The organism is Polynucleobacter alcilacus (genome assembly GCF_018881545.1).
GTDB lineage: Bacteria > Pseudomonadota > Gammaproteobacteria > Burkholderiales > Burkholderiaceae > Polynucleobacter > Polynucleobacter alcilacus.
Genome location: NZ_JACVQD010000001.1, coordinates 643,826 through 667,273 on the forward strand (window position 1 = coordinate 643,826; position 23,448 = coordinate 667,273).

Below are 23,448 nucleotides of genomic sequence, written 5' to 3' on the forward strand. Positions count from 1 at the left end.
AAACAGATTATAGCCTCCTAGCCTTTCTTTTCGCTGCGGCAGCCTGGAATTTCGCATCTTGGTTCTGGTTGGCCTTTTTACGTCGCACAGTCTTAGGGTCAATGAGCAGGGGAGAATAAAGCTCTAAACGGTCTCCAGAGTAAATAGGACTATCCCAATCCTTACGTATACCAAAAACCCCAAAACAGCCTTTTCTAGCTAAAAGAGGGTCATTTTGGCTAGTTGCGATCCCTGCTTTGATCAAAGCCAAACCTACAGTTGCAGGCTCCTCATCTTGAAAGACCAATTTCAAAGAACTCAGAATCGGTTCCCCTAACCTGGCGTCACACAACAAGAGATCCAGTGTGTGTTTAGCCATAGAGCTGCTCAGCCCGCTTGACAAAGCAATCCACAAAGGTCCCAGCAATATGGCTGAATACGGGGCCAATAATCTTATCGAGAACGACGCTCTTAAACTCCCAATGGAGCTTAAATTCGACTTTGCAAGCATCTTCCCTTAAAGGAATAAAGTTCCATTGCCCTGAAAAATGCTTAAACGGGCCATCCACAAAGACCATATCAATGGTTTCGGGGCGATGATTCACATTTCGGGTGTGGAAATATTGGGTAATGCCCTTGAAATGGATATTAATTTTGGCATCCAGGACAGTCTCGGTCTGCTCAAAAATTTCCACCCCGCCACACCAAGGTAAAAACTCGGGATATCGTGCCACGTCAGTTACTAAACCATACATGCGGTCGGCTGATTGACTAATTAAAACGGTCTTGAAGACGTCTGCCATAATTGATCTTGGAAGCTAAATAAATATGAGTATCGTCGATAACAAAAAAGCCTTCTTCGATTATTTCGTCGAAGAGCGCTTCGAGGCCGGACTAGTGCTGGAAGGCTGGGAAGTCAAAGCCATCCGCGCCGGTCGTGTGCACGTCAAAGAAGCGTATGTTGTCATTCGCAAGGCGGAGCTTTTCCTCATCGGCTGCCACATTACTCCCCTGCTTTCAGCATCTACCCATATTGTTCCAGATAGCACCCGCACTAGAAAACTGCTCTTAAACGCAATAGAGATCCGTAAGCTCATTGGCAAGGTTGAGCAAAAGGGCTATACCCTAGTGCCACTAAATCTCCATTTCTCTAAGGGGAATGTGAAGTGTGAGATTGGCCTGGCAAGAGGTAAAAAACAGCATGACAAACGCGCCGCAACCAAAGAGCGTGAATGGGAAGTTCAAAAAGGGCGCATTGCTAGAGGCGACTTAAACGCCTAGTACTTCTAAAAATAGATGCGGAGATGGCTTAAAAGAAAAAGCCTAGATTCAATCTAGGCTTTTTTAATCTCCTTCATCAGTAATTTAGGCTTTTAAACTCTTACCCAACATTTCCCAAGTCTCTACTACGCTATCTGGGTTCAGTGAGATTGAAGTAATGCCTTTCTCAACTAACCAACGCGCAAAGTCTGGATGATCTGATGGACCTTGACCGCAAATACCCACATATTTGTTTTGTTTGAGGCAAGCCTCAATAGATCGGGCAATCATAAACTCCACTGCCGGATCTCGCTCATCAAAGTCAATTGCCAGTAATTCCATACCAGAGTCACGATCTAATCCCAACGTTAATTGAGTCATGTCGTTTGATCCGATTGAGAATCCATCGAAGTGCTCAAGGAATTGATCTGCCAAAATGGCATTCGATGGAATCTCACACATCATGATAAGACGTAAACCATTCACACCACGCTTCAGGCCAAACTTCTCCATCATTTCAATTACGCGTTTAGCCTGATTGATAGTACGCACAAAAGGAACCATGATTTCAACATTATCGAGGCCCATATCTTCACGTACACGCTTCATCGCCGCACATTCAAGCGCAAAGGCCTCGCCGAAATCTGCTGATACATAACGTGAAGCACCGCGGAAGCCCAGCATCGGGTTTTCTTCATCGGGTTCGTAACGGGATCCGCCAATGAGTTTTTTGTATTCATTGGATTTGAAATCAGATAAACGCACGATGACAGGTTTTGGATAAAAAGCGGCTGCAATCGTAGCCACGCCCTCAACCAATTTGTCTTCGTAGAACTGGCGTGGACTTGCATAGCCACGAGCAACACTCTCAACCGCACGCTTGAGGTCTGGATCAACATTGGGGTACTCTAATACTGCGCGTGGATGAACACCGATATAGTTATTGATAATAAATTCCAGGCGCGCAAGGCCTACTCCGGCATTTGGAATCTGGCAGAAATCAAATGCCAATTGAGGATTACCAATATTCATGGTGATCTTCACCGGAATCTCTGGCAATACACCACGAGACACTTCAGTTACTTCAGTTTCGATTAGCCCATCATAGATGTGACCTTCATCTCCCTCGGCACAAGAAACTGTCACCATCATGCCGTCTTGCAAGTGTTCAGTAGCATCACCGCAACCCACTACTGCAGGCACACCCAACTCGCGGGCAATAATTGCTGCGTGGCAAGTACGTCCACCACGGTTAGTCACAATGGCAGAAGCACGCTTCATTACTGGTTCCCAGTTTGGGTCGGTCATATCTGCCACCAATACATCACCTGGTTGGACACGATCCATCTCGCTTGGGTCACGAATAATTCTGACGGGGCCAGCACCAATTTTTTGACCAATCGCACGGCCATGAGCCAATACCTTAGAACTACCTTTGAGCTTGTAACGCATCTCTACTTGGCCGGCCGCTTGGCTCTTTACTGTTTCAGGACGAGCCTGGAGAATATAGATGCGACCATCTTGGCCATCTTTACCCCACTCGATATCCATTGGACGACCGTAGTGTTTTTCGATAATGACAGCATATTTTGCCAATTCAGTAATATCTGCATCTTCCAGCGAAAAGCGATTACGCTTTTCAGGAATAACGTCAACAGTCTGCACTTTTTCAGCAGAGCCTTTTGGCGCAAATTGCATCTGAATCAATTTAGAACCCAAAGAGCGACGAATAATCGCTTTTTTGTCTTGCGCTAATGTGGTCTTAAACACATAGAACTCATCCGGGTTTACTGCGCCCTGCACCACCGTCTCACCCAAGCCATAGCTAGAGGTAATAAATACGACATCCTCAAAGCCTGATTCCGTATCCAAAGTAAACATGACGCCGGCCGCCCCCAAATCTGAGCGCACCATTCGTTGAATACCAGCCGATAAGGCTACTTCAGCATGGGCAAAGCCCTTGTGAACGCGATAAGAGATAGCCCGGTCGTTATAAAGAGAAGCAAAGACTTCACGAATCTTCTTGAGCACATCATCGATGCCCTCAACATTTAAGAAAGTCTCTTGCTGACCAGCAAATGAAGCATCTGGCAGATCTTCAGCGGTTGCAGATGAACGCACCGCAAAAGAACCTTTGCCGGAATCATCCAACACTGCAAATGCTCTTCGAATTTCTTCTTCAAGCTTAGCTTGAAATGGTGCGGTTTCAATCCACTGACGAATCTCAGCACCAGCCTGCGCTAATGCACGCACATCATCAATGTTCAAACCTTCCAAACGCTGTTGAATACGCTCAGTGAGATTGTTGTGATTCAAAAAGTCACGAAATGCCAGTGCAGTAGTGGCAAAACCAGTTGGTACACGAACTCCCGTGGAAGCCAACTGAGAAATCATTTCTCCTAGAGAGGCATTTTTACCACCGACGGATTCGACATCAGTCATGCGGAGTTGCTCAAAAGGTAAAACATAGGCATCTGCCAAACTACTATTTTGTTGCTGTTGGTTGGACATAAAATACTCTCAAAAGATAAGGAAACTGGTCAAGCGGCCACTCAAAATGGGGCATACTTCTATAACTTCTTATTGTAGTGCTGACCCTGACTTTTAGGCCAAATCCATGTCTACCGAAACCCGTATTGTTTTCATTGTTTCTGACGGAACCGGCATCACTGCCGATAACTTCAGCCAATCGATTTTGGCTCAATTTGAGGCCAGTTTTAAGCGCATTCGCATCCCTTTTGTAGATAGTGTCGATAAGGCCCACGAAGCGGTCAGCAACATTAACCAGGCCCACCAGAAATATGGGGTACAGCCCATTGTTTTCACTACTTTAGTCAATCCTGAGCTCAATGCCATCGTGACTAAGGCGAATGGCTTAATCTTGGATATGTTCCAAACCTTTGTGGCGCCCCTTGAGACTGCCCTAGGCATGAAATCTACCCATGCTATGAACCGCCTACACCACAATGCAGATACCGAGGCTTATAAAAATCGGATTGAGGCAATCAATTTCTCTTTAGCTCATGATGATGGCCAGTCCAATCAAAACTTAGCTGAAGCAGATGTCATTTTAGTTGGCATCTCCCGAGTAGGAAAGACGCCAACCAGTCTGTACTTAGCAATGCAGTACGGATTGAAGGCAGCAAATTACCCCTTGATTCCAGAAGATTTTGAGAGGGGTCAATTACCGAAGGACCTCGTGCCATTTCGCCAAAAGATATTTGGTCTAATGATCGACGCCGAGCGCCTTTCAGAAATCCGTAATGAACGTCGGCCTGGCAGCAATTACGCCAAACTAGATAACTGTCGCTATGAGATCAATGAGGCAACGGCGATGATGAAAAAACAATCGATTCCTTGGATACTGACTACTAGCAAATCCATTGAAGAAATCGCCACTACTGTATTGCAAGCAATCAAATCAGATAGAACTATTTTGGGTTAGTTTTAGAACGTCGCTAAGTTCGCCTAACCCGCATCGTCTCAAAAAGACAAACTGCTGCTGCTGTTGAAACATTGAGTGATTCAACTCGTGGGTCAATTGGAATAGAGACTCCCTTTGCCTGAGCCGTGAGGTCTTCAGAAATTCCCTGACCCTCACTGCCCATCACCCAGGCGACTGGATGCTGTAAGATCTTTTTCAAGTCAAAAAGATTCTGCTCTGCATCCGCAGTGGCCGCTAGTAATGGTGCGGTAACTGCACTTAATACTTGTTGATTGGACCAGCCTTCATATAAATCGAGCAAACGGTGAGCCCCCATGCCAGCGCGCAATACTTTAGTGGACCACAAATGGGCACATCCGGATAAAGCGATTACCTGTGTAAAACCTGCTGCAGCAGCTGTACGCAAAATAGACCCGACATTACCAGCATCTTGTATGCGGTCTAAGACCACTAGATCCCCCGCCAAAGTTCCAATAGATTGAGATGGGGCTAAACAGGTCTTTGGAAGATCTAAAAGACCGGCAATGTGGGGTGCATTCACCAATTCACTCAGCAAATCCCAGAGGGCGCCATCCAATTGAAAAACCTTAGTATCAGGGCAAATCTCTAAATGGGAATAGACTGCTTCTGCTATTTCCGAATTCTTTAAACCCACCTCTGAAGTAACTAGCATTTTTAAGGCAGAATCTCCTACCCAAGTTTGCACTAAATGGATTCCTTCTAACAAGGCTTGTCCACTTGTCATCCGAGCTTTTTGCCCTCTTGATCCCGTCGCTTGCAATAGCCGAATCTCTTTAAAAAGCGGGTTGTCCTTGGAGGTAATCAGATCAAAATTCATTGGCATCTAACTTGTTATGTTTTCCAGTACTTTTCTGACTGGAGAAAAGCTTCTGCGATGCTCGTCACACGCACCAAACTCTTTTAGTGCTGCAAAATGTGCTTCAGTTGGATAACCCATATGCTGAGCAAAGCCATATTGCGGATGACGCGCATGCAAGAGTTGCATCTGACGGTCGCGAGTGACCTTAGCCAAAATCGATGCAGCGGAAATCGCCGGCTCTTTAGTATCGCCCTTAATAATCGCCTCGGCGGCAATGGGTAGCTCAGGGCAGCGGTTGCCATCAATCAATGCTTTATCTGGCCATGCACCTAAACGACTAGCTAAATCTTCAATCGCACGACGCATAGCCAACATGGTTGCTTGCAAAATATTGATATCGTCGATCTCTGCAGGACTCGCTTCTCCAACACCCCAGGCCTTAGCCTTCACCATAATCTGCTCATACAAATACTCGCGACGAGCAGCAGATAATTTCTTAGAATCCTTTAATCCTTCAATGGGGTTTTCTGGATCCAGCACGACTGCACCAGCAACCACAGAACCCACTAGCGGGCCACGTCCTGCCTCATCGACTCCACAGATCCAAATGAGACTCATGCGCCTGCTCTCTTCTGGCGGCTATTAGTAATTGTTTGCACAACGGCTTGCGCCACTAACAAACCTGTCGGTCGACGCAGCGTTTCATGCATCTGCGCAAAGCGGGTCTTAAGATCATTCACCTTAGCGGGATGATTTAACCACTCTTGTACAGCATTGGCTAAATTCTCAGGGCTAGCATCATCCTGCAATAATTCAGGTACTACAAACTCGCCACAGAGAATGTTCGGTAAACCGACATAGGGCAAGTACCCCTGACGTTTCATGATTTGTGCTGTTAGCCAGGGTACCTTATACGAAATCACCATCGGTTTTTTCCATAAAGCGGCTTGCAAGGTTGCGGTACCGCTAGCAATTAACACAACATCGGACGCCTCTAATACTTCATCAGCCATGCCATCCAATAAGTGAATCTGAATATCAGGATTACTCTTCTTCACATTCAGTAAGAGTTGCTCTAGTGGCGCCCTTAATCGTGGTGTTGCCACCGGAATAATGAAATTGAGTTTTTGACCCTTAAGTCGATCAGCCAATAATTGCATGGTGTCAAAAAAGACGGGGGCAATCAGTTCAATTTCAGAACTACGACTTCCTGGTAACACGGCAATCACTAGGCCATCTAATACATTGCTTGGGACACTCAGCGTTTGGGCAATCTGCTGACGGGCTTGATTTACATTTGGCTCAAGCGGTATATCACTTGCTAATGGATGGCCCACATAGGTTGAGGTAATGCCGGCGCGATCATAAATTTCCGTTTCGAAAGGAAAAATACACAGCATACGATCGACTGCTTTAGCAATTTTCTGAATTCGTCCTCGGCGCCACGCCCATATAGATGGCGAAACTAAATGTAAAGTCGGAATACCCGCCTTATGTAATTGAAGTTCAACCCCTAAATTAAAATCGGGTGCATCAATTCCCAAATACACGTCTGGGCGACCCTCACCCAAAAGATTGGCAATGAGCTCCTTGCGCAGTTTCAGAATTGCCGGGAGTTGCTTAATGGCTTCAACATAACCTCGCACACTGAGCGTTTCCATCGGCCAATCTGAACGCATACCTTCTGCTTGCATACGCGGACCACCAATGCCGTAAACCTCTAATCCGACCATATCTGGAATTTGGTTCAAGGCGCTCAAAACAGGTGCCGCTAGCAAATCACCAGATGGTTCGCCCGCTACACACGCTAACTTAGGCAAGGTAGACTCGTTACCGAACAATGCCGCGCGTCGAGGCAGCGATAAAGTCGTGGAACTGCGTGAGCTTTTCAACGGTAGCAGCATCAGCTGCGCTAGCCGCAATCATCTTTTGGATTTCTACTTTGGCATCCTCAAAACTGAGGCCATCTTTGTAAAGTACTTTATAAGCCTGGCGTAATGCGGTAATGGATTCGCTGGAGAAGCCGCGACGCTTAAGGCCTTCGACATTAATACCATGGGGGGAAGCTTTTTCACCGGCTGCCATCACGAATGGCGGAATATCTTGCACTAAAGCAGAAGCACCTCCAAGCATGGCATGTTGTCCAATGCGCACAAACTGATGAACGCCAGACATGCCGCCCAAGATTGCCCAATCTTCCACATGAACATGCCCTGCAATTTGTGCATTGCTAGCAAAAATAGTATTGTTACCCACCTGACAATCATGTGCGATGTGCACGTAAGCCATGATCCAATTGTCATTACCAAGACGGGTAACGCCGCCATCTTGCACTGTCCCTGTGTGAATCGTAGTGAACTCTCGAATCGTATTGCGGTCACCAATCACTAGTTGAGTAGGCTCCCCACGATATTTCATATCCTGTGGGACTCCGCCAATTGCTGCAAAGTGCGCAAAATGATTGTCTATGCCGATCGTTGTATGGCCTTCAATAACGGTATGTGAGCCTACCTTAGTACCGGCTCCGATTTTGACATTCGGTCCGATGACGGAATAAGGACCAATCTCAACATCACTAGCCAGCTCAGCCTTGCTATCAATCACAGCAGATGCATGAATCCGAGTCATTACGCGCCTTTCGTACGCACAGCACAGGTAATGTCAGCTTCGGCTGCAAGCTCTCCATCGACCGTTGCTTTTACATGAAATTTATAAATACCCGCCTTTTCACGTTGGAAGGTGGCGACCATCACTAATTGATCTCCAGGCAACACGGGCTTTTTAAAACGAGCCCCATCAATGCCTGCAAAATAGTAAACCGCATCATCTGCTTTTTCTTCTGTAAACGTCAACAATGCAGCAGTTTGTGCTAAGGCCTCAATAATGAGTACCCCCGGCATCACTGGGAAATCTGGAAAGTGACCCTGAAAGAACGGCTCATTAATTGTGACATTTTTAATTGCAGTAATACTTTGACGTGGAGTAAATTCTAATACGCGATCAACTAACAGAAATGGGTAGCGATGCGGTAATAACTTCATGATCTGATTGATATCAATTGCTATTGCTTTACTCATAAGATGACCCAAATGGAAGTTTTAATGAAATTCGTTCGTAAGGAGTCTTAAGACTCTGGATTTTTGCTTTTATCTAACAAACGCAAGCGTTGACGTATTTTATCTAGACCACGCAAAATAGCGGCATTTTTCTCCCAGGCGCTATGGGGCATTGATGGATATACGCCCGTGAAATGCTGTCCTGGCACAGTAATTGAGCGAATGATGGAGGTATTGCCAGATACGGTAGTTCTATCAGCAATCGTAAGATGGCCTGCGAAATTCGCGGCGCCCCCAATAATGCAGAAATTACCAATCTTTGTACTACCAGATATTGCGGCACAGCCAGCGATGACGCAGCCATTACCAATACTGACATTATGCGCAATTTGTACTTGATTATCGATTTTGCTTCCTGCGCCAATCACGGTATCACTCATGGCTCCACGATCAATTGTCGTAGAGGCGCCAATTTCAACATCATCACCGATTACCACTCGTCCCGTTTGAGGGATCTTGACCCACTCGCCACCAGTAGCAGAAAAATCAGGGGCGAAACCAAATCCATCTGCACCAATGACAGCGCCGCTATGAATAATGCAACGCTCACCAATTTGAGTGGCAGAATAAATAGAAACCGATGGATAAATCAGCGTATCACTCTTAATGACACTGTCTCTAGCAATGCTAGCATTGCCAAGAATCGCCACCCTCTCACCGAGTTTTACACCAGCAGCAATTTGTACAAACGGTCCAATATGACAGGATGGCGGAATAACTGCGCTTGGATCTATTGCAGCACTTGGATGAATTCCAGGGGAATAAATTGGTGCGCTGGCTTTGGCAAAATACTGCGCCATCCTTGCAAAGCTGGCGTAAGGGTTTCTAGAAACAAAGTAGACCCGCTTAGGGTTAGCTCCTGGATTAGCCTGCAAAAACTCTAAGTCGCTGTTACTAACAATTAATGCGCCTGCAGCACTTTCACTCGCCTGTTGGCGATACAGCGGATTAGAAAGAAAAGAGATTTGATTGGACTGAGCCTGCTCTAAAGGGGCAAGTCCAATAAAAGTGAGGGAGGCTTCCCCCACCAAGCTTGCTTGAAACTGTTCGGCCAGCTCGATGGCGGTTGGCATAAAACTTACTTCTGACTATTTAAAGCCTTGATGACATCATCAGTGATATCAGCCTTGGGGCTAACAAACGCTGCCTCCTGCATAATGACGTCCAATTTTCTTTGCTCAGCAATTTGGCGCAAGACCAGATTTGCTTTTTCAGCGATCTTGGCACGCTCTTCAAATGTGCGTTGATTGAGATCTTCTGTAAATTCACGTTGCTTGCGCTGTAACTCGCGATCTTGATCAGCTAACTCCCGTTGACGACGTACACGCTCAGCTTCATTCATTACAGCTGAATCACGATCTAGCTTTTCTGCTGCAGTTTTAATTTTTTCCGCGCTGTCACGCAAGTCATTCTGGCGCTTCGTGAACTCATTTTGCAAGCGAGTCTGCATGGCCTTGGCTAAATTGGATTCATTAAATACTTTTTCCGAATTCACAACAGCAACTCGGGTGCCCGCATCTTGCGCATAAGTCAATGACATTGCGAATGCAGATGGAATAGCTATTAAGCCAATTTGTAAGCACTTAGAGAATTTATTAAACTTCATAAAACTTTCCTCAAACAGTTAAAACGCTGTACCCACTTGGAACTGTAAACGCTGAACGTTAGCGGTAGGATAAGGCTTATAAGGAATACCGTAGCTAAACTTGAGCGGCCCCAAGGGTGATATCCATGATATACCCAATCCATAAGAGTAATTCAATACCAGGTTGATATTTTCCCCAAAAGCATTACCACCATCGACAAAGGTAAATAAACGCAGGGTCTTATCAGTTCCTGAGCCAGGAACAGGGAAGGTATATTCCCCATTTACGACTATCTTTGACTGCCCACCAGTAGGTTGGTTTTGATAGGTGGTGGTGTTGTAATACTGTGGCCCAAGAGAACCTGGTGAGTAACCACGAACAGATCCGATACCACCAACATAGTAGTTCTTGGTAATTGGAAATGGATTATTTCCATAGGCCTGGCTGTAACCCACTTCACTATTAAAAGACAGAATTTGCCCCTTTGAAATCGAGTGATATTTTTGATATTGCCCATAAATACGATAAAAAGTCATGTTCCCCGCTGGAGTCCCTACCTCAGCAGATAGTTGTTCCAAAGATCCCGTTGAAGGAATCATGGCGCTATCGCGCCCATCCCGTGCCCAGCCAACTGTGAAAGGTATGTTGTAGGTAGTTAATGTTCCAGGGTAGCCAGGCGCAGCAATCCCATAATTTTGAGCATAGCTTAAGTATGGTTGTGGTGTATTAGAGGTGGTATTAATTTGATAGGCTTCAACACCAGTGCCAAAGAACACACGATCCACTTCAGTATAGGGTACCCCAAGCTTAATATTTGAACCAACGGATTTGATTTGGTAATTAGGATCGCCCGTGTAATACAAAGGCTTGGAGGAGCGATAGAACAAATCCGTGTAGCGACTGATACCATCCTCCGTGAAGTAAGGATCGTAATTCGAAAGTGTCAAATTCTGGTTAATCTTACCCATCGCAAAATTCAAACCAATTGCCGTACCAGTACCAAATGCATTGTCTTGATTAATACCAGCGGAGAGGATTAATTTCTCAGTTGTAGAAAAACCAGCCCCTAAAGTTACAGCGCCTGTTGGTTTTTCCTTTACCGCAACATTCACGTCAACCTGATCTGGGGAGCCCGGAACATCCTCGGTAGAAATATCGGTTTCTGTAAAGTAACCTAATCGACCTAAACGTTTTTTGGACAAGTCAACCTTATCACTATCAAACCAGGAGCTTTCGAACTGCCGCATTTCCCGACGAATAACGACGTCGCGCGTTTTTGCATTTCCAGAAATATTTACCTGTCTCACATAAACCCTGCGACCTGGATCAACAACTAAAGTGAGGTCAACCTCTGAGAGCTCACGACGGACATCTGGCTGTGGATTAACGCTTGCAAAGGCATAACCATAAGAGCCCAATATCTCTGCAATTGCTTTGGTGCTCTCAGTCAAGCGCGCAGACGAAAAGGTATCCCCGGACTTTAAAGTCACTAACTGTATGAGTTCAGCTTCTTTGCCCAAGGTATCACCCGCCAAGCTAATATTTTTAATAGTAAATTTCTTACCCTCACTGACACTAATCGTGAGGTAAACACCTTTTTTATCTGGTGTAATCGAGACTTGAGTAGACTCAATAATAAATTCAAGGTACCCACGATTAAGATAGTAAGAACGGATAGTCTCAAGGTCAGCAGTCAGTTTTTGCTTAGAGTACAAATTATCTTTGGTGTACCAAGATAACCAACCACCCGTTTTTAATTGCATCTCACTCTTTAAGGTGCTCTCACTAAATGCTTCGTTACCAATAAAGCTAATCTCCTGAATTTTGGCAACAGGGCCTTCATCAACGTTGAAATAAACAGCAACTTGATTACGTTCTAATGGGGTAACGGTTGCAACGATCTCTGCAGCGTATAAACCTTTTCCTATGTAGGCTCGTTTTAACTCTTGTTCCGCTTTATCAATTAACGCTTTATCATAAAAACGGGCCTCTCCAACGCCAACTGCCTTAAGGGACTTACGAATATTTTCTTGATCAAACTCTTTCATTCCCGTAAATTCAATACGGGAAATGGTTGGACGCTCTTCAATGATCACAATTAAGACATTGCCCTGCGCTTGTATTTGTACATCCCTGAAAAAGCCAGTGCTATACAAGGCTTTAATCGCCTCCGCCCCCTTCTCTTCAGTAAAGGTATCGCCTACCTGAACCGGTAGATAACTAAATACTGTTCCTGGCTCAACCCGTTGTAATCCTTCAACACGTATATCCTTCACAACAAAGGATTCGGCTGCGCCTACGTTCAAGCTAATACAGGCAGTAAGTACCATCAAAAGCTGCGCAATGAGACGAGGGGAGGTGTGAAATAAGGAAGTCAGAAAATTCAAGGCGAAAAATAGCGTTGTAAATCGTTAAACAAGGCTAGTAGGGACAGGGAAATCAACAAGAGAAAGCCCACTTTTTGGAACTGTTCCTGCATTGAAATCGATATCCGCTTACCAGCAACCAACTCCCATGCATCATACAGTAGCTGACCCCCATCTAGCATGGGAAGAGGGAGTAAATTCAGTAGACCAATACTAATACTCATAAGTGCTAAAAATGCTAAAAATGGCTGCCATCCAACCTGGGCTGTCTTGCCTGCCATATCCGCAATACTTAAGGGGCCTCCCAACTGCTTGAAGGAAGTACTTCCAGTAAATATTCCTACCATTAGCCTGGTAGACACTTTGGTGATTAACCAGACCCTTTGGGCAGCGAAAGCCGCGGCATCCAAGGGGCCCAACTTCAACTCCGTCCACTCAGCAAAAGGGGTCGGCATTGGCCTAATACCCAAGGCCAACATTGGGTCTTTTTCGGGACTCCATTGGGGTAAATCAGCTTCTAAAAAGCGTTTAATGGCGATGCCACCCGTGGGTGTCTGGACCTCCAAAGCAAATCCCCGCTCCCCTGTGAGCGCATCTAGCAAAATCCAGCGCAAGGCATTCCAACTAGGAACAGGCTCAAATTCACCAGAAAGGGGCACAGCTTTACTCGAAGACAAGGATTGCCAGCCAATCACGCGATCACCTTCAACCACCCCCAATTTGGCAGCCACAGAATGTTCAGATGGGGCCTGCAGGATTGCTGGTAGTTGTGGAGCGCCAGAAATATAAATAAGAGCAAACAAAAAGATTGCTAAAACGAAATTGGCGAAGGGTCCCGCTGCAACAATCACAGAGCGTTGCCAAAGGGGTTTTCTATCAAAAGCCTCAGACGCTTCTGCTGATGAAATTGATTGCTGCCGATCGCGACCATCCAATAATTTGACGTAACCCCCAAGCGGAATTGAAGCGAGAACCCATTCCGTTTTATTAGCGGCTACATAAGTAAAAAGGGGCTTACCAAATCCCACCGCAAATCGAAGCACGCGTACGCCGCAGCAGCGTGCAGCGACAAAATGCCCAAACTCATGAAAGCTGACCAATACTCCTAAGGTCAAAAGAAACGCGGCGAGGGTAATAAGTGCCTGCAAAGAAAATCCTTAATCAATTTTGCTTATTGAGTTTTGCTTATTGAGTTTTACTTCATTAATATTATTTACTGACGCATCTCATCAATAAGATCACGAGCAATTGCTCTTGCTTGCGCATCCACTTCTAAAATTAACTCCAGTGAACTTGCATGAGTTACGCTGATAGCGCTCAAAGTTTTTTCTACGATGGCTGGGATTTGCAAAAAAGGGATTCTTTCTTCCAAAAAGGCAGCTACGGCAATTTCATTTGCTGCATTCAGGATGGCTGGCGCTGTACCACCAGTCTTTGCAGCAGCAAACGCCAATGATAGACAAGGGAAACGGGCCAAGTCTGGCTCAGTAAAACTAAGGGTAGCTAATTGGGTCAAATTTAGGGGTGCTACACCAGCAGCAATTCGTTCTGGCCAGGCAAGTCCATAAGCAATGGGAGTGCGCATATCCGGTTGGCCCAGTTGCGCAATGACGGAACCATCACGATAACGCACCATGGAATGCACCACGCTTTGCGGATGAATAAGTACTCTAATTTTTTCTAGTGGCAAACCAAATAACCAAAACGCCTCTATCACCTCAAGGCCTTTATTCATCATCGTCGCCGAATCAACCGAGATCTTTCTACCCATTACCCAATTCGGGTGAGCACAAGCTTGATTTGGAGTGACATCTCTCAGTTGCTCTAAAGAACTATCTCTAAATGGACCACCAGAAGCAGTTAACCAAAGCTCTTCAACACCCTGGCTAGGATGTGGCGTATTTGTAAAATCTTTTGGAAGGCATTGGTAAATGGCATTGTGCTCACTATCAATAGGTATAAGCTCCCCCCCACCGATTTTCATGGCTTGCATAAAGAGATTGCCAGACATCACTAGCGCCTCTTTATTTGCTAAGAGCACCCTTTTACCTGAGTGTGCTGCGGCTAATGTAGGAACTAACCCGGCCGCACCCACTATTGCCGCCATTACCGTATCACAACCGGATTCAGTTACAGCAGTGACTAGCGCTTGTGGCCCATATAACACTTGTGTAAGGATTTTTTGCTCAAGTAATAAGGCGCTTAAACGAGCAGCATCAGCAGCATCAGTCACTACTGCAATGGCCGGTTTAAATTCAACGCACTGCTCAGCTAATCGATCGACTTGCTTTCCAGCAGTAAGGGCGGCAACATTAAAGCGATTAGGATGAGCACGAATCACCTCGAGCGTATTTACCCCGATGGATCCCGTAGATCCCAAGATGGCAACTTGCCTGATTGACATCACACTAATCCAGCGAGTAGAGCAGCAATCGGCATGGTTGGAATCAACGCATCCACGCGATCTAATACGCCACCATGTCCTGGTAATAGATGGCTACTGTCTTTCACTCCGGCCAAACGTTTTAACTGTGACTCAAAGAGATCCCCAAAGATACTGAAAGCCACTAAAACAGTCACCATGAAAAACATCGGAACCCAACCGAAACGAATGGCCCACGCACCAAATAAAGTAGACTCAAAAGGTAGGTAAATAACACAGAGTAAAGCGTAGCCATAGCAAAGTAAGAGGCCGCCAATTGCACCCTCAACTGATTTTCCTGGACTAATTTGTATGGCCAACTTGCGCTTACCAAACGCCTTCCCAACAAAATAGGCGCCAATATCAGCCACCCATACCAATGCCATGCTACTCAACAAGAACACCAAACCCAGCTCCCGTAAAAATACCAAAGCAAACCAAGTAGCCGGTAATAAGATCAGACCTAAGACTACATAAAAAGGACGAAGCTTTTGTAATGAAAGATTCATCCCCTTTGCCAAAACAAAAGGTGCCACAAAGAACCAGAAGATGACTGCCAAGAGTAGCAATGCAAACTGCCATGCAGCGTTTTGCATCCCCAGTAAAAATAAAATGATCATCAAGCAAAATAAGGCATAAAGCCATGCAGCACGACCCGCTTCAGCCGCAATCAGGCGACTCCATTCCCAAGCGGCAGCTAGCAAAGCAAACATAAAGAAAGCGCCAATATAAACCGGTGGTAATAAGAAAAGGATGGGCAAAAGTACCGCCAAAAGAACTAGGGCAGTAATGACTCGGGTTTTTAGCATGGAGAATTGTTTTTAATTAGCAGACTGCATCGCTCATTACTTGCGAGGCAAGCTGAGCACTAGTTCGCCCAAAACGGCGCTCGCGCTGACTAAACCAGTCAAACGCTTTTCTTAATTCAAGCTCGTCAAAATCAGGCCATAAAACATCAGTGAAATACAACTCGGTATAAGCAAGCTGCCACAACAAGAAATTACTCACGCGTTGCTCACCACCGGTGCGAATGAACAAATCAGGCTCAGGAGCATATGCCATGGAAAGATGAGGCTGTAAGAGCTCTTCACTCAGCTCTTCAGGCTTTAAATTAGGGTTCACTTCTAAACAACGGCGCATTGCTTGCAAAATATCCCAGCGTCCACCATAGTTTGCTGCGATCGTAAAGGTTAAGGCTTTGCACCCAGCAGTTTTTTCTTCAGAAAATTGAACCATCTCTTGAATCGCAGAATCAAAGCGGCTCAAGTCGCCGATCAAGCGCAAAGAAATATCATTCTCTGCAAGACGTGAAACCTCACCCTTGAGTGACTTCAGAAACAACTTCATTAAGAAGCCCACCTCTTCCGGTGGACGACGCCAATTTTCTGAGCTGAAGGCAAATACCGTCAAATACTCCACACCAATACGGCGGCATTCTTGCACGATCTTGCGTACAGCACCCAAGCCTTCAGAATGCCCGGCTACGCGGGGCATCAAGCGCTTACTAGCCCAACGCCCATTGCCATCCATGATGATGGCCACATGGCGAGGAATGGCGCTTACCTCTGGGATATCAATGGTTGAACTCAGGTGCTGGGTCATAAGAGCTAATAATTCAATCGGGTACTTAAACCGTCATGATCTCTTTTTCTTTTTCGGAGACAAGCTTATCAATGTCAATCACGGCCTTATCGGTCATCTTCTGGATTTCATCGGTTGCACGACGTTCTTCATCCTCAGAAATTTCTTTATCTTTAGTTAAGCGCTTGAGATGCTCATTCGCATCGCGACGTAAATTACGCACAGCAATTTTGGTCTCTTCGCCTTCATTCTTGACAACTTTGGTTAAATCGCGACGACGCTCTTCAGTCAATGCCGGCATGGGCACCCGAATGACAGTGCCTTGTGAGGCAGGGTTCAAACCCAAATCCGAATCCCGAATTGCCTTTTCAATTGCAGCCACCATCGTCTTTTCAAATGGTTGAACGTTGATGGTGCGAGCATCAGCCAAACCCAAACTAGCCACCTGACTTAATGGGGTTGGGTTACCGTAGTAATCGACTTGAATGTGCTCCAAAATTCCTGGGTTAGCACGTCCAGAGCGAATCTTGGCTAAATTGGTTTTCAATGCATCAAGAGACTTTTGCATCTTTTGATCGGTATTGGTTTTAATTTCTGCTGCAGACATTTGGCCTCCTATTAAACGTGTACCAAGGTACCTTCAGGTTCACCTTGAACCACGCGCATCAAGGCGCCTGGTTTGAGAATCGAAAATACTTTGATTGGTAATTTACGGTCGCGACACAATGCAAAAGCAGTTGCATCCATGACTTGTAAGTTCTTAATAATTGCTTCATCAAAAGTAATGGTCTTATATAGAGTAGCTGTTGGATCTTTCACAGGGTCCGCACTGTAGATGCCATCGACCTTGGTTGCCTTCAGCATGACATCAACACCCATCTCAGCACCCCGAAGAGCGGCTGCAGTATCGGTGGTAAAGAATGGATTGCCAGTACCCGCTGCAAAAATCACCACTTTGCCCTCACCCATTGCCCGAATTGCACGCGGGCGAATATAAGGTTCAACCACTTGATCCATTCGAAGCGCAGATTGAACTCGAGCTTCAACCCCTTTTTGACGTAAAGCATCTTGTAGTGCGAGGGAATTCATCATGGTTGCCAACATACCCATGTAATCGGCTGTTGCACGATCCATACCGGCAGCACCACCAGCAACACCGCGGAAAATGTTTCCGCCACCGATCACAATAGCAAGCTCTACACCGCTATTGACCACTTGCGCAATCTCAGCAACCATAGCGTCGATTGTGACTGGATTGATGCCAAAAGCATCGTCACCCATCAGGGCTTCACCAGATAATTTGAGGAGGACGCGTTTGTAGCCTGGCATATTTTTATTTTCCGTAATTTGCCAAGTAATTTGCTTACTTAGCTTATTGATCTTTAAGCACTTTTTAATATCTCTGCCAAATTATAAAGGGCTTAGGAAAGATCAAAGAAAAGGGCATAGAAACTGAGGTTCCTATGCCCTTTTGGGTATTACCGATCATCTGGGGCAAGCCCCAAAACAGCTATTTACGCAGTTGCTTTAGAGGCAGCAGCTACCTGGGCAGCCACTTCAGCAGCGAAGTCGTCTTGACGCTTCTCAATGCCCTCACCCACAACAAACATGGTGAAACCTTGGATTGTTGTATTCGCGGCCTTAAGCATTTGCTCAACGGTTTGCTTATCGTTCTTCACGAAAGTTTGATTCAATAAAGAAACCTCTTTGAGGTACTTCTGAATCGAACCTTCAACCATCTTTTCAACGATTTCTGGTGGTTTACCAGATTCAGCTGCCTTTTGAACCGCAACACTACGCTCAACAGCAATGGATTCAGCAGGAACATCGGCCATAGACAAAGCCACTGGCTTCATTGCAGCAATATGCATTGCTACATCTTTAGCTGCAAGCTCATCGCCATCAAACTCGACCAGCACACCAATACGAGTTCCATGGAGATAAGACACTAATTTGCCGCCACTAGTGAAACGCTTGAAACGACGTGGCATGATGTTTTCGCCGATCTTACCGATCAACGCACTGCGAACTTCATCAACCGTTTGACCATTCATTGGCAATCCAAGCAAGGCAGCTATGTCTGCTGGATTCTGATCAGCAATTAACTTTACGCACGCGTTTGTAAATGCCAAGAAATCATTATTCTTAGAAACAAAATCAGTTTCGCAGTTCACTTCAAGCAAAGCACCAGTCGTACCATCGATATAAGAAACTACAATGCCTTCAGCCGTTACACGGGAAGCTGCTTTACCTGCTTTGCTACCCAGCTTTACACGCAGAATTTCTTCTGCACGAGCCATATCACCTTCAGCCTCAGTCAAAGCCTTTTTGCACTCCATCATGGGAGCATCCGTCTTGGCGCGTAACTCGCCAACCATTGCAGCGGTAATAGCGGCCATTATTCAGCTTTCCCTTCTTCAACAAACTCTTCTTCGCCTTCTTTAACCGCTGTCAAGATTTCTTGAACAGAGTTAGCCTTGCCTTCAAGGATTGCATCAGCAATACCGCGGGCATACAGGGTTACGGCTTTGCTAGAGTCATCGTTACCAGGAATGATGTAATCAATACCTTCTGGTGAGTGGTTGGTGTCCACAACAGCAATTACTGGAATACCAAGCTTATTGGCTTCTGTAATAGCAATCTTGTGATAGCCAACGTCCACTACGAAAATAGCATCAGGAACGCCGTTCAAATCTTGAATACCGCCAAGTGCTTTTTGCAATTTGTCGAGATCCCGATCGTTGGTCAAAGCTTCTTTCTTAGAAAGCTTTTCCCAATCGCCAGCCTCTTTAGCAACTGCCATATCTTTCAAACGCTTAAGGGAACCTTTTACAGTTTTGAAATTGGTGAGCGTACCGCCCAACCAACGGCTGTCGATGTAAGGCATACCAGCACGAGCAGCTTCTTCAGCAATAATCTCGCGTGATTGACGCTTGGTACCAACAAATAAAATCGTGCCACGGTTAGAAGCAACCTGCTTTGCAAATTTCAGGGCGTCCTGAAACATCGGCAAGGTTTTTTCCAAATTGATAATGTGAATTTTATTGCGATGGCCGAAAATATAGGGGGCCATTCTTGGGGACCAGAAACGGGTTTGGTGACCAAAATGGCAACCGGCTTCCAGCATTTGACGCATAGTTACTGACATAACTTCTCCTAAGGGTTGGTTCTAAAGTTGAGTCCTAGCTGCGCTAAAAAGCGCCACCCTGGAAGGCTCAACTCGCGATTTCAAGTCAAAAAAGACCTGAGAGCAAAATTATAGCTTAAATATCAATGCTATAGCTACTCTTCCCATACTCAAAACAAGGTGAGAACAGCATGAAACCGTCGTAAGGGACTCTCAAAATAGGAGGATTGCCTAATTTTTAGGCAATCAGGGTGAGCCAAAAATTGCCAAGTCGTTGATAATCCAGGCATGAATAGTGTATTTACTGCAGAAAAAGACATCCTAGGGATGCGTGAGGCTGGACGTTTAGCTAGCGAAGTCCTCGATCACGTGGCTCCTCACGTTAAAGCTGGGGTGACTACCGGTGAGCTGGACAACATTTGCCATAGCTATATGCGCGATGTCCAAAAAACGATACCTGCGCCACTCAATTATCAGCCCCCAGGCTATCCACCCTTTCCAGCATCAATTTGCACCTCTGTCAATGATGTGATTTGTCACGGCATTCCCGGGGACAAAGTTCTCAAAAGTGGTGACGTCGTCAATTTAGATATCACAGTCATTACACCGGATGGCTACTATGGTGATACTAGCCGGATGTTTATGGTGGGTGAAGTCTCTGTGATGGCAAAACGCCTCACCCAAATTACTTTTGAATGTATGTGGCTTGGTATTGCCCAAGTAAAACCCGGTGCCTCACTAGGAGACATCGGCCACGTGATTCAAACTCATGCAGAAAAAGCGGGTTACTCCGTGGTTCGTGAGTACTGCGGTCACGGCATTGGTCAAGTATTTCACCAAGACCCCCAAATTCTTCACTATGGCAAACCTGGCACTGGTGAAAAGCTCGTTACCGGCATGACATTCACCATCGAACCCATGATTAATGCTGGCCGTCGTGAGATTCGTACCATGCCCGATCAATGGACAGTTAAAACAAAAGATCGCAGTCTATCGGCGCAATGGGAACACACCTTACTTGTTACCCAGACCGGGGTCGAAGTGCTCACCTGGTCAGAAGGCAGTAATCCTCCTCCGGATTGCGTTAAGGGTCTATCTTTTAGACCAAGCTTGGCTAGCGCCTAAGTCAATGAGCATCATGCAGCAAGCGGTAAAGGGTATTACGGATACGGTAAGTCTGAGGGCCGCCAGAGAAATTGCCTATGCAGAATTTAGGGAAACACAAGTTGTTGGCAAACTGATAAAACAACTAAGCAAATTCAGCGATGAGCTCTTAATACACTTATGGAATAGTTGCGAGCTCAGTAATGAAGCTGCTCTTGTTGCCGTTGGGGGGTTTGGAAGAGGCGCCTTGTTTCCCTACTCTGATATTGATATTTTAATCTTGCTGCCAGCAGATGAGCAGTTAGCTAGCTCTCTATCAAAGAAGGTTGAGCAGTTCGTTGCAAGCTGTTGGGATACCGGCTTGGAGATTGGCTCTTCAGTCAGAACCGTTGCAGAATGTATTTCTGAATCAGAGCAAGATATCACCGTACGAACTTCCTTACTCGAGTCACGCCTACTGTGCGGCAAGAAACCACTCTTTAAGGAATTTGCTAAAGCATTTGAAGAAGCTTTAGACCCCAAAGCTTTCTTTCAAGCCAAACAAGCAGAACAAATCCAGCGTCACTATAAATACCAAGACACTCCCTATTCATTGGAACCCAATTGCAAAGAAAGCCCGGGGGGCTTGCGTGATTTACAGGTCATCTCTTGGGTTAGTAAGGCAGCGCTACTGGGCAATACTTTTAAGGATTTATACCAGTCCGGCTTAGTAACCCAGCGTGAGCTCACGGAACTGAACCGTAATCAGCGTTTTCTAGAAACGCTGCGAGCCAACCTGCATTTACTAGCTGGACGTAGGCAAGATGTCCTCGCATTTGACTGGCAAGCTGCCTTAGCAGCCTCAATGGGTATTCAGGAAGAATCATCGCGTCAAGCCAGTGAGGCGATTATGCGTCGTTACTATTGGGCTGCCAAAGCCGTTACCCAATTAAATGATGTCCTCTTGCAGAATATTGAGGCCTTACTCTTTCCTCAAGAATCCAAGACCACTCACCCCATACTAGGCGAAGGCAATGAGTATTTCATTGAAAGACAGGGCGTTCTAGATATCACAGATCCACAGTTATATCAAAAGCATCCCGAGCAAATTTTGCGAACTTTTTTGGTCTTTGCTCAAACATCCAATGTGAAGAGTCTCTCTGCTACTATTTTTCGGGCTCTATACAACGCTCGTCAAAAGATGGATAGCAAGTGGCGCACTAACCCAATCAATCGCGCACTCTTTATGGAGATCCTGAAACAACCTGAAGGTGTCAGTCGTGCTTTTCAGTTAATGAATCGTAGCAGTGTATTAGGTCGTTATCTGCCCGCTTTTCGGAGGATTGTGGGGCAGATGCAGCATGATTTATTTCATATTTATACCGTTGATCAGCATATCCTGATGGTGCTGCGCAATGTGCGTCGCTTCATGGTGATTGAACACACCCATGAATTCCCTTTTTGTAGCAGCTTAATTGCTCGCTTTAAAAAACCTTGGTTACTGGTGATTGCAGCCCTCTTTCACGATATTGCTAAAGGGCGTGGTGGCGATCACTCACAGCTTGGTAAAGCAGATGCCCGAAAGTTTGCTAAAGACCATGGCTTAGATAAAAAAGATACTGAGCTATTAGTGTGGCTGGTTGCAGAACATCTCAATATGAGTCAGGTTGCTCAGAAGCAGGACATTACTGACCCTGATGTGGTGAGTGCATTTGCTAAAAAGATGGGTGATGAACGACATCTGACTGCACTTTACTTATTAACTGTAGCGGATGTGCGCGGTACCAGCCATAAAGTGTGGAATGCCTGGAAAGGCAAACTATTAGAAGACCTTTATCGTGCAACCTTAAGAGTCTTAGGTGGCGCTAAACCGGACGCATCATCAGATCTAGCGCAGCATCAAGAAGAATCTCGCACAAAATTACGCCTCTACGGTATTACTGATGAGTCTTATGATGACTTGTGGAAGCAATTAGATGTTGCCTTCTTCCTCAGGCAAGATTCATCTGATATAGCTTGGCTCACCCGCCATCTTTATAACAAAGTGAATAATGACCAGCCCATTGTTCGAGCACGCCTGTCGCCAATTGGAGAGGGTTTGCAAGTGGCCGTCTATGTAAAAGACCAAGAAGACCTTTTTGCACGTATTTGCGCTTATTTTGAAAGACATGGTTTCTCAATTTGGGATGCGCGTATTCACACAACGCGTCATGGCTACGCTTTAGATACCTTCCAAATTTCTGGTAGCAACTTAGTAGATGAAGGCGGTAGTTATCGCGACATCATTCAACTAGTAGAGTTTGAATTAACAGCTGCATTAATGAATACGGAGCCTTTGCCAAATCCAAGTATGGGTCGTCTTTCCAGACAATCACGCACTTTCCCAATACAGCCAAGGGTGCATATGGTTCCTGATGACCGTGGCAGATATTACACACTCGCACTTTCTGCAAGTGACCGCACTGGCTTGCTCTATACCATCTCTAGGGTATTGGCAAAGCATCAGGTCTCTATTCATACTGCCAGAATTAATACGCTAGGCGAAAGAGTGGAAGATATTTTATTGCTAGACGCTGCCAATCTGGGTAAGAACCCAAAGCTACAGATACAACTTGAAACAGAATTACTCGAGGCTTTAGGCGCGTAAGCTACAGACGTTTTGC

The 23,448-nt window shown here is 45.7% G+C and carries 23 protein-coding genes; 4 read left to right on the plus strand and 19 right to left on the minus strand.

What is annotated here, in order from left to right:
• Positions 1-7 precede the first annotated feature (7 nt).
• Positions 8-358, minus strand: a complete 351-nt coding sequence (locus ICN45_RS03300) for an RnfH family protein (protein ID WP_216173101.1) — start codon at positions 356-358, stop codon at positions 8-10.
• Complete coding sequence (locus ICN45_RS03305) at positions 351-782, minus strand: type II toxin-antitoxin system RatA family toxin (protein WP_216173104.1); 432 nt, start codon at positions 780-782, stop codon at positions 351-353. The genes ICN45_RS03300 and ICN45_RS03305 overlap by 8 nt, the downstream gene beginning before the upstream one ends.
• A gap of 25 nt (positions 783-807) precedes the next feature.
• On the opposite strand from ICN45_RS03305, the gene smpB reads away from it, so the two are divergent.
• Positions 808-1,260, plus strand: coding sequence for an SsrA-binding protein SmpB (gene smpB / locus ICN45_RS03310; protein ID WP_216168069.1), 453 nt, complete (start codon positions 808-810; stop codon positions 1,258-1,260).
• Between the two features lie 84 nt (positions 1,261-1,344).
• On the opposite strand, the gene ppsA is transcribed toward smpB, so the two are convergent.
• The gene (ppsA, locus tag ICN45_RS03315; RefSeq protein WP_216173107.1) at positions 1,345-3,750 is read right to left on the minus strand and encodes a phosphoenolpyruvate synthase; all 2,406 of its coding nucleotides are present in this window, start codon (positions 3,748-3,750) and stop codon (positions 1,345-1,347) included.
• Between the two features lie 106 nt (positions 3,751-3,856).
• Between ppsA and ppsR the strand changes: the two genes are divergently transcribed.
• Positions 3,857-4,684 carry a posphoenolpyruvate synthetase regulatory kinase/phosphorylase PpsR gene (ppsR, locus tag ICN45_RS03320; protein ID WP_216173110.1) on the plus strand — a complete coding sequence of 276 codons (828 nt, stop codon included), beginning with the start codon at positions 3,857-3,859 and terminating at the stop codon, positions 4,682-4,684.
• Between the two features lie 13 nt (positions 4,685-4,697).
• Here ppsR and ICN45_RS03325 read toward each other — a convergent pair whose 3' ends face one another.
• The 16 genes from ICN45_RS03325 to rpsB all read right to left on the minus strand — a co-directional run bounded on the left by ICN45_RS03325 (position 4,698) and on the right by rpsB (position 19,723).
• A complete protein-coding gene (locus ICN45_RS03325; protein ID WP_216173112.1) occupies positions 4,698-5,522 on the minus strand; it encodes a TrmH family RNA methyltransferase in 825 nt (274 codons plus the stop codon).
• A gap of 6 nt (positions 5,523-5,528) precedes the next feature.
• Positions 5,529-6,122: a ribonuclease HII gene (gene rnhB, locus ICN45_RS03330; RefSeq protein ID WP_216173114.1), complete on the minus strand. Its 594-nt coding sequence runs from the start codon at positions 6,120-6,122 to the stop codon at positions 5,529-5,531.
• Complete coding sequence (lpxB, locus tag ICN45_RS03335; RefSeq protein ID WP_439650794.1) at positions 6,119-7,324, minus strand: lipid-A-disaccharide synthase; 1,206 nt, start codon at positions 7,322-7,324, stop codon at positions 6,119-6,121. The genes rnhB and lpxB overlap by 4 nt, the downstream gene beginning before the upstream one ends.
• Positions 7,325-7,334: 10 nt before the next feature.
• Positions 7,335-8,132, minus strand: coding sequence for an acyl-ACP--UDP-N-acetylglucosamine O-acyltransferase (gene lpxA / locus ICN45_RS03340; protein ID WP_216173120.1), 798 nt, complete (start codon positions 8,130-8,132; stop codon positions 7,335-7,337).
• Positions 8,132-8,581, minus strand: a complete 450-nt coding sequence (fabZ, locus tag ICN45_RS03345) for a 3-hydroxyacyl-ACP dehydratase FabZ (RefSeq protein ID WP_216173123.1) — start codon at positions 8,579-8,581, stop codon at positions 8,132-8,134. The genes lpxA and fabZ overlap by 1 nt, the downstream gene beginning before the upstream one ends.
• A gap of 47 nt (positions 8,582-8,628) precedes the next feature.
• Positions 8,629-9,693 carry a UDP-3-O-(3-hydroxymyristoyl)glucosamine N-acyltransferase gene (gene lpxD, locus ICN45_RS03350; protein ID WP_216173126.1) on the minus strand — a complete coding sequence of 355 codons (1,065 nt, stop codon included), beginning with the start codon at positions 9,691-9,693 and terminating at the stop codon, positions 8,629-8,631.
• A 5-nt stretch (positions 9,694-9,698) separates the two neighbouring features.
• Complete coding sequence (locus ICN45_RS03355) at positions 9,699-10,226, minus strand: OmpH/Skp family outer membrane protein (RefSeq protein WP_216173129.1); 528 nt, start codon at positions 10,224-10,226, stop codon at positions 9,699-9,701.
• A gap of 18 nt (positions 10,227-10,244) precedes the next feature.
• Positions 10,245-12,536 (minus strand): outer membrane protein assembly factor BamA, encoded by a 2,292-nt coding sequence (gene bamA, locus ICN45_RS03360; RefSeq protein WP_216175610.1) that lies wholly within the window; start codon positions 12,534-12,536, stop codon positions 10,245-10,247.
• Between the two features lie 53 nt (positions 12,537-12,589).
• Positions 12,590-13,720 (minus strand): M50 family metallopeptidase, encoded by a 1,131-nt coding sequence (locus tag ICN45_RS03365; RefSeq protein WP_216173132.1) that lies wholly within the window; start codon positions 13,718-13,720, stop codon positions 12,590-12,592.
• A 65-nt stretch (positions 13,721-13,785) separates the two neighbouring features.
• On the minus strand, positions 13,786-14,970 hold the full coding sequence (gene ispC / locus ICN45_RS03370; protein WP_216175611.1) for a 1-deoxy-D-xylulose-5-phosphate reductoisomerase: 1,185 nt from the start codon (positions 14,968-14,970) through the stop codon (positions 13,786-13,788).
• A gap of 5 nt (positions 14,971-14,975) precedes the next feature.
• On the minus strand, positions 14,976-15,803 hold the full coding sequence (locus tag ICN45_RS03375) for a phosphatidate cytidylyltransferase (RefSeq protein WP_216173135.1): 828 nt from the start codon (positions 15,801-15,803) through the stop codon (positions 14,976-14,978).
• 16 nt (positions 15,804-15,819) lie between these two features.
• Complete coding sequence (gene uppS, locus ICN45_RS03380; RefSeq protein ID WP_216173138.1) at positions 15,820-16,596, minus strand: polyprenyl diphosphate synthase; 777 nt, start codon at positions 16,594-16,596, stop codon at positions 15,820-15,822.
• A gap of 25 nt (positions 16,597-16,621) precedes the next feature.
• Entirely contained in the window at positions 16,622-17,182 is a 561-nt protein-coding gene (gene frr, locus ICN45_RS03385) for a ribosome recycling factor (RefSeq protein ID WP_216173141.1), read from the minus strand.
• A gap of 11 nt (positions 17,183-17,193) precedes the next feature.
• Positions 17,194-17,904: a UMP kinase gene (gene pyrH / locus ICN45_RS03390; RefSeq protein ID WP_216173144.1), complete on the minus strand. Its 711-nt coding sequence runs from the start codon at positions 17,902-17,904 to the stop codon at positions 17,194-17,196.
• 185 nt (positions 17,905-18,089) lie between these two features.
• The gene (gene tsf / locus ICN45_RS03395) at positions 18,090-18,974 is read right to left on the minus strand and encodes a translation elongation factor Ts (RefSeq protein ID WP_216173147.1); all 885 of its coding nucleotides are present in this window, start codon (positions 18,972-18,974) and stop codon (positions 18,090-18,092) included.
• Positions 18,974-19,723 carry a 30S ribosomal protein S2 gene (gene rpsB, locus ICN45_RS03400; RefSeq protein WP_216173149.1) on the minus strand — a complete coding sequence of 250 codons (750 nt, stop codon included), beginning with the start codon at positions 19,721-19,723 and terminating at the stop codon, positions 18,974-18,976. Before rpsB ends, tsf begins: the two co-directional genes overlap by 1 nt.
• 267 nt (positions 19,724-19,990) lie before the next feature.
• Between rpsB and map the strand changes: the two genes are divergently transcribed.
• Positions 19,991-20,827, plus strand: coding sequence for a type I methionyl aminopeptidase (gene map / locus ICN45_RS03405; protein ID WP_216173153.1), 837 nt, complete (start codon positions 19,991-19,993; stop codon positions 20,825-20,827).
• 4 nt (positions 20,828-20,831) lie between these two features.
• A complete protein-coding gene (locus ICN45_RS03410; RefSeq protein WP_216173157.1) occupies positions 20,832-23,432 on the plus strand; it encodes a [protein-PII] uridylyltransferase in 2,601 nt (866 codons plus the stop codon).
• Positions 23,433-23,448 lie beyond the last annotated feature (16 nt).

Bases quoted from the DNA above. Each gene is read 5' to 3' on its own strand.
- ICN45_RS03300 (WP_216173101.1), bottom strand. From the start codon at position 358: ATGGCTAAACACACACTGGATCTCTTGTTGTGTGACGCCAGGTTAGGG.
- ICN45_RS03305 (WP_216173104.1), bottom strand. From the start codon at position 782: ATGGCAGACGTCTTCAAGACCGTTTTAATTAGTCAATCAGCCGACCGC.
- smpB (WP_216168069.1), top strand. From the start codon at position 808: ATGAGTATCGTCGATAACAAAAAAGCCTTCTTCGATTATTTCGTCGAA.
- ppsA (WP_216173107.1), bottom strand. From the start codon at position 3,750: ATGTCCAACCAACAGCAACAAAATAGTAGTTTGGCAGATGCCTATGTT.
- ppsR (WP_216173110.1), top strand. From the start codon at position 3,857: ATGTCTACCGAAACCCGTATTGTTTTCATTGTTTCTGACGGAACCGGC.
- ICN45_RS03325 (WP_216173112.1), bottom strand. From the start codon at position 5,522: ATGAATTTTGATCTGATTACCTCCAAGGACAACCCGCTTTTTAAAGAG.
- rnhB (WP_216173114.1), bottom strand. From the start codon at position 6,122: ATGAGTCTCATTTGGATCTGTGGAGTCGATGAGGCAGGACGTGGCCCG.
- lpxA (WP_216173120.1), bottom strand. From the start codon at position 8,132: ATGACTCGGATTCATGCATCTGCTGTGATTGATAGCAAGGCTGAGCTG.
- fabZ (WP_216173123.1), bottom strand. From the start codon at position 8,581: ATGAGTAAAGCAATAGCAATTGATATCAATCAGATCATGAAGTTATTA.
- lpxD (WP_216173126.1), bottom strand. From the start codon at position 9,693: ATGCCAACCGCCATCGAGCTGGCCGAACAGTTTCAAGCAAGCTTGGTG.
- ICN45_RS03355 (WP_216173129.1), bottom strand. From the start codon at position 10,226: ATGAAGTTTAATAAATTCTCTAAGTGCTTACAAATTGGCTTAATAGCT.
- bamA (WP_216175610.1), bottom strand. From the start codon at position 12,536: ATGGTACTTACTGCCTGTATTAGCTTGAACGTAGGCGCAGCCGAATCC.
- ICN45_RS03375 (WP_216173135.1), bottom strand. From the start codon at position 15,803: ATGCTAAAAACCCGAGTCATTACTGCCCTAGTTCTTTTGGCGGTACTT.
- uppS (WP_216173138.1), bottom strand. From the start codon at position 16,596: ATGACCCAGCACCTGAGTTCAACCATTGATATCCCAGAGGTAAGCGCC.
- frr (WP_216173141.1), bottom strand. From the start codon at position 17,182: ATGTCTGCAGCAGAAATTAAAACCAATACCGATCAAAAGATGCAAAAG.
- pyrH (WP_216173144.1), bottom strand. From the start codon at position 17,904: ATGCCAGGCTACAAACGCGTCCTCCTCAAATTATCTGGTGAAGCCCTG.
- tsf (WP_216173147.1), bottom strand. From the start codon at position 18,974: ATGGCCGCTATTACCGCTGCAATGGTTGGCGAGTTACGCGCCAAGACG.
- rpsB (WP_216173149.1), bottom strand. From the start codon at position 19,723: ATGTCAGTAACTATGCGTCAAATGCTGGAAGCCGGTTGCCATTTTGGT.
- map (WP_216173153.1), top strand. From the start codon at position 19,991: ATGAATAGTGTATTTACTGCAGAAAAAGACATCCTAGGGATGCGTGAG.
- ICN45_RS03410 (WP_216173157.1), top strand. From the start codon at position 20,832: ATGAGCATCATGCAGCAAGCGGTAAAGGGTATTACGGATACGGTAAGT.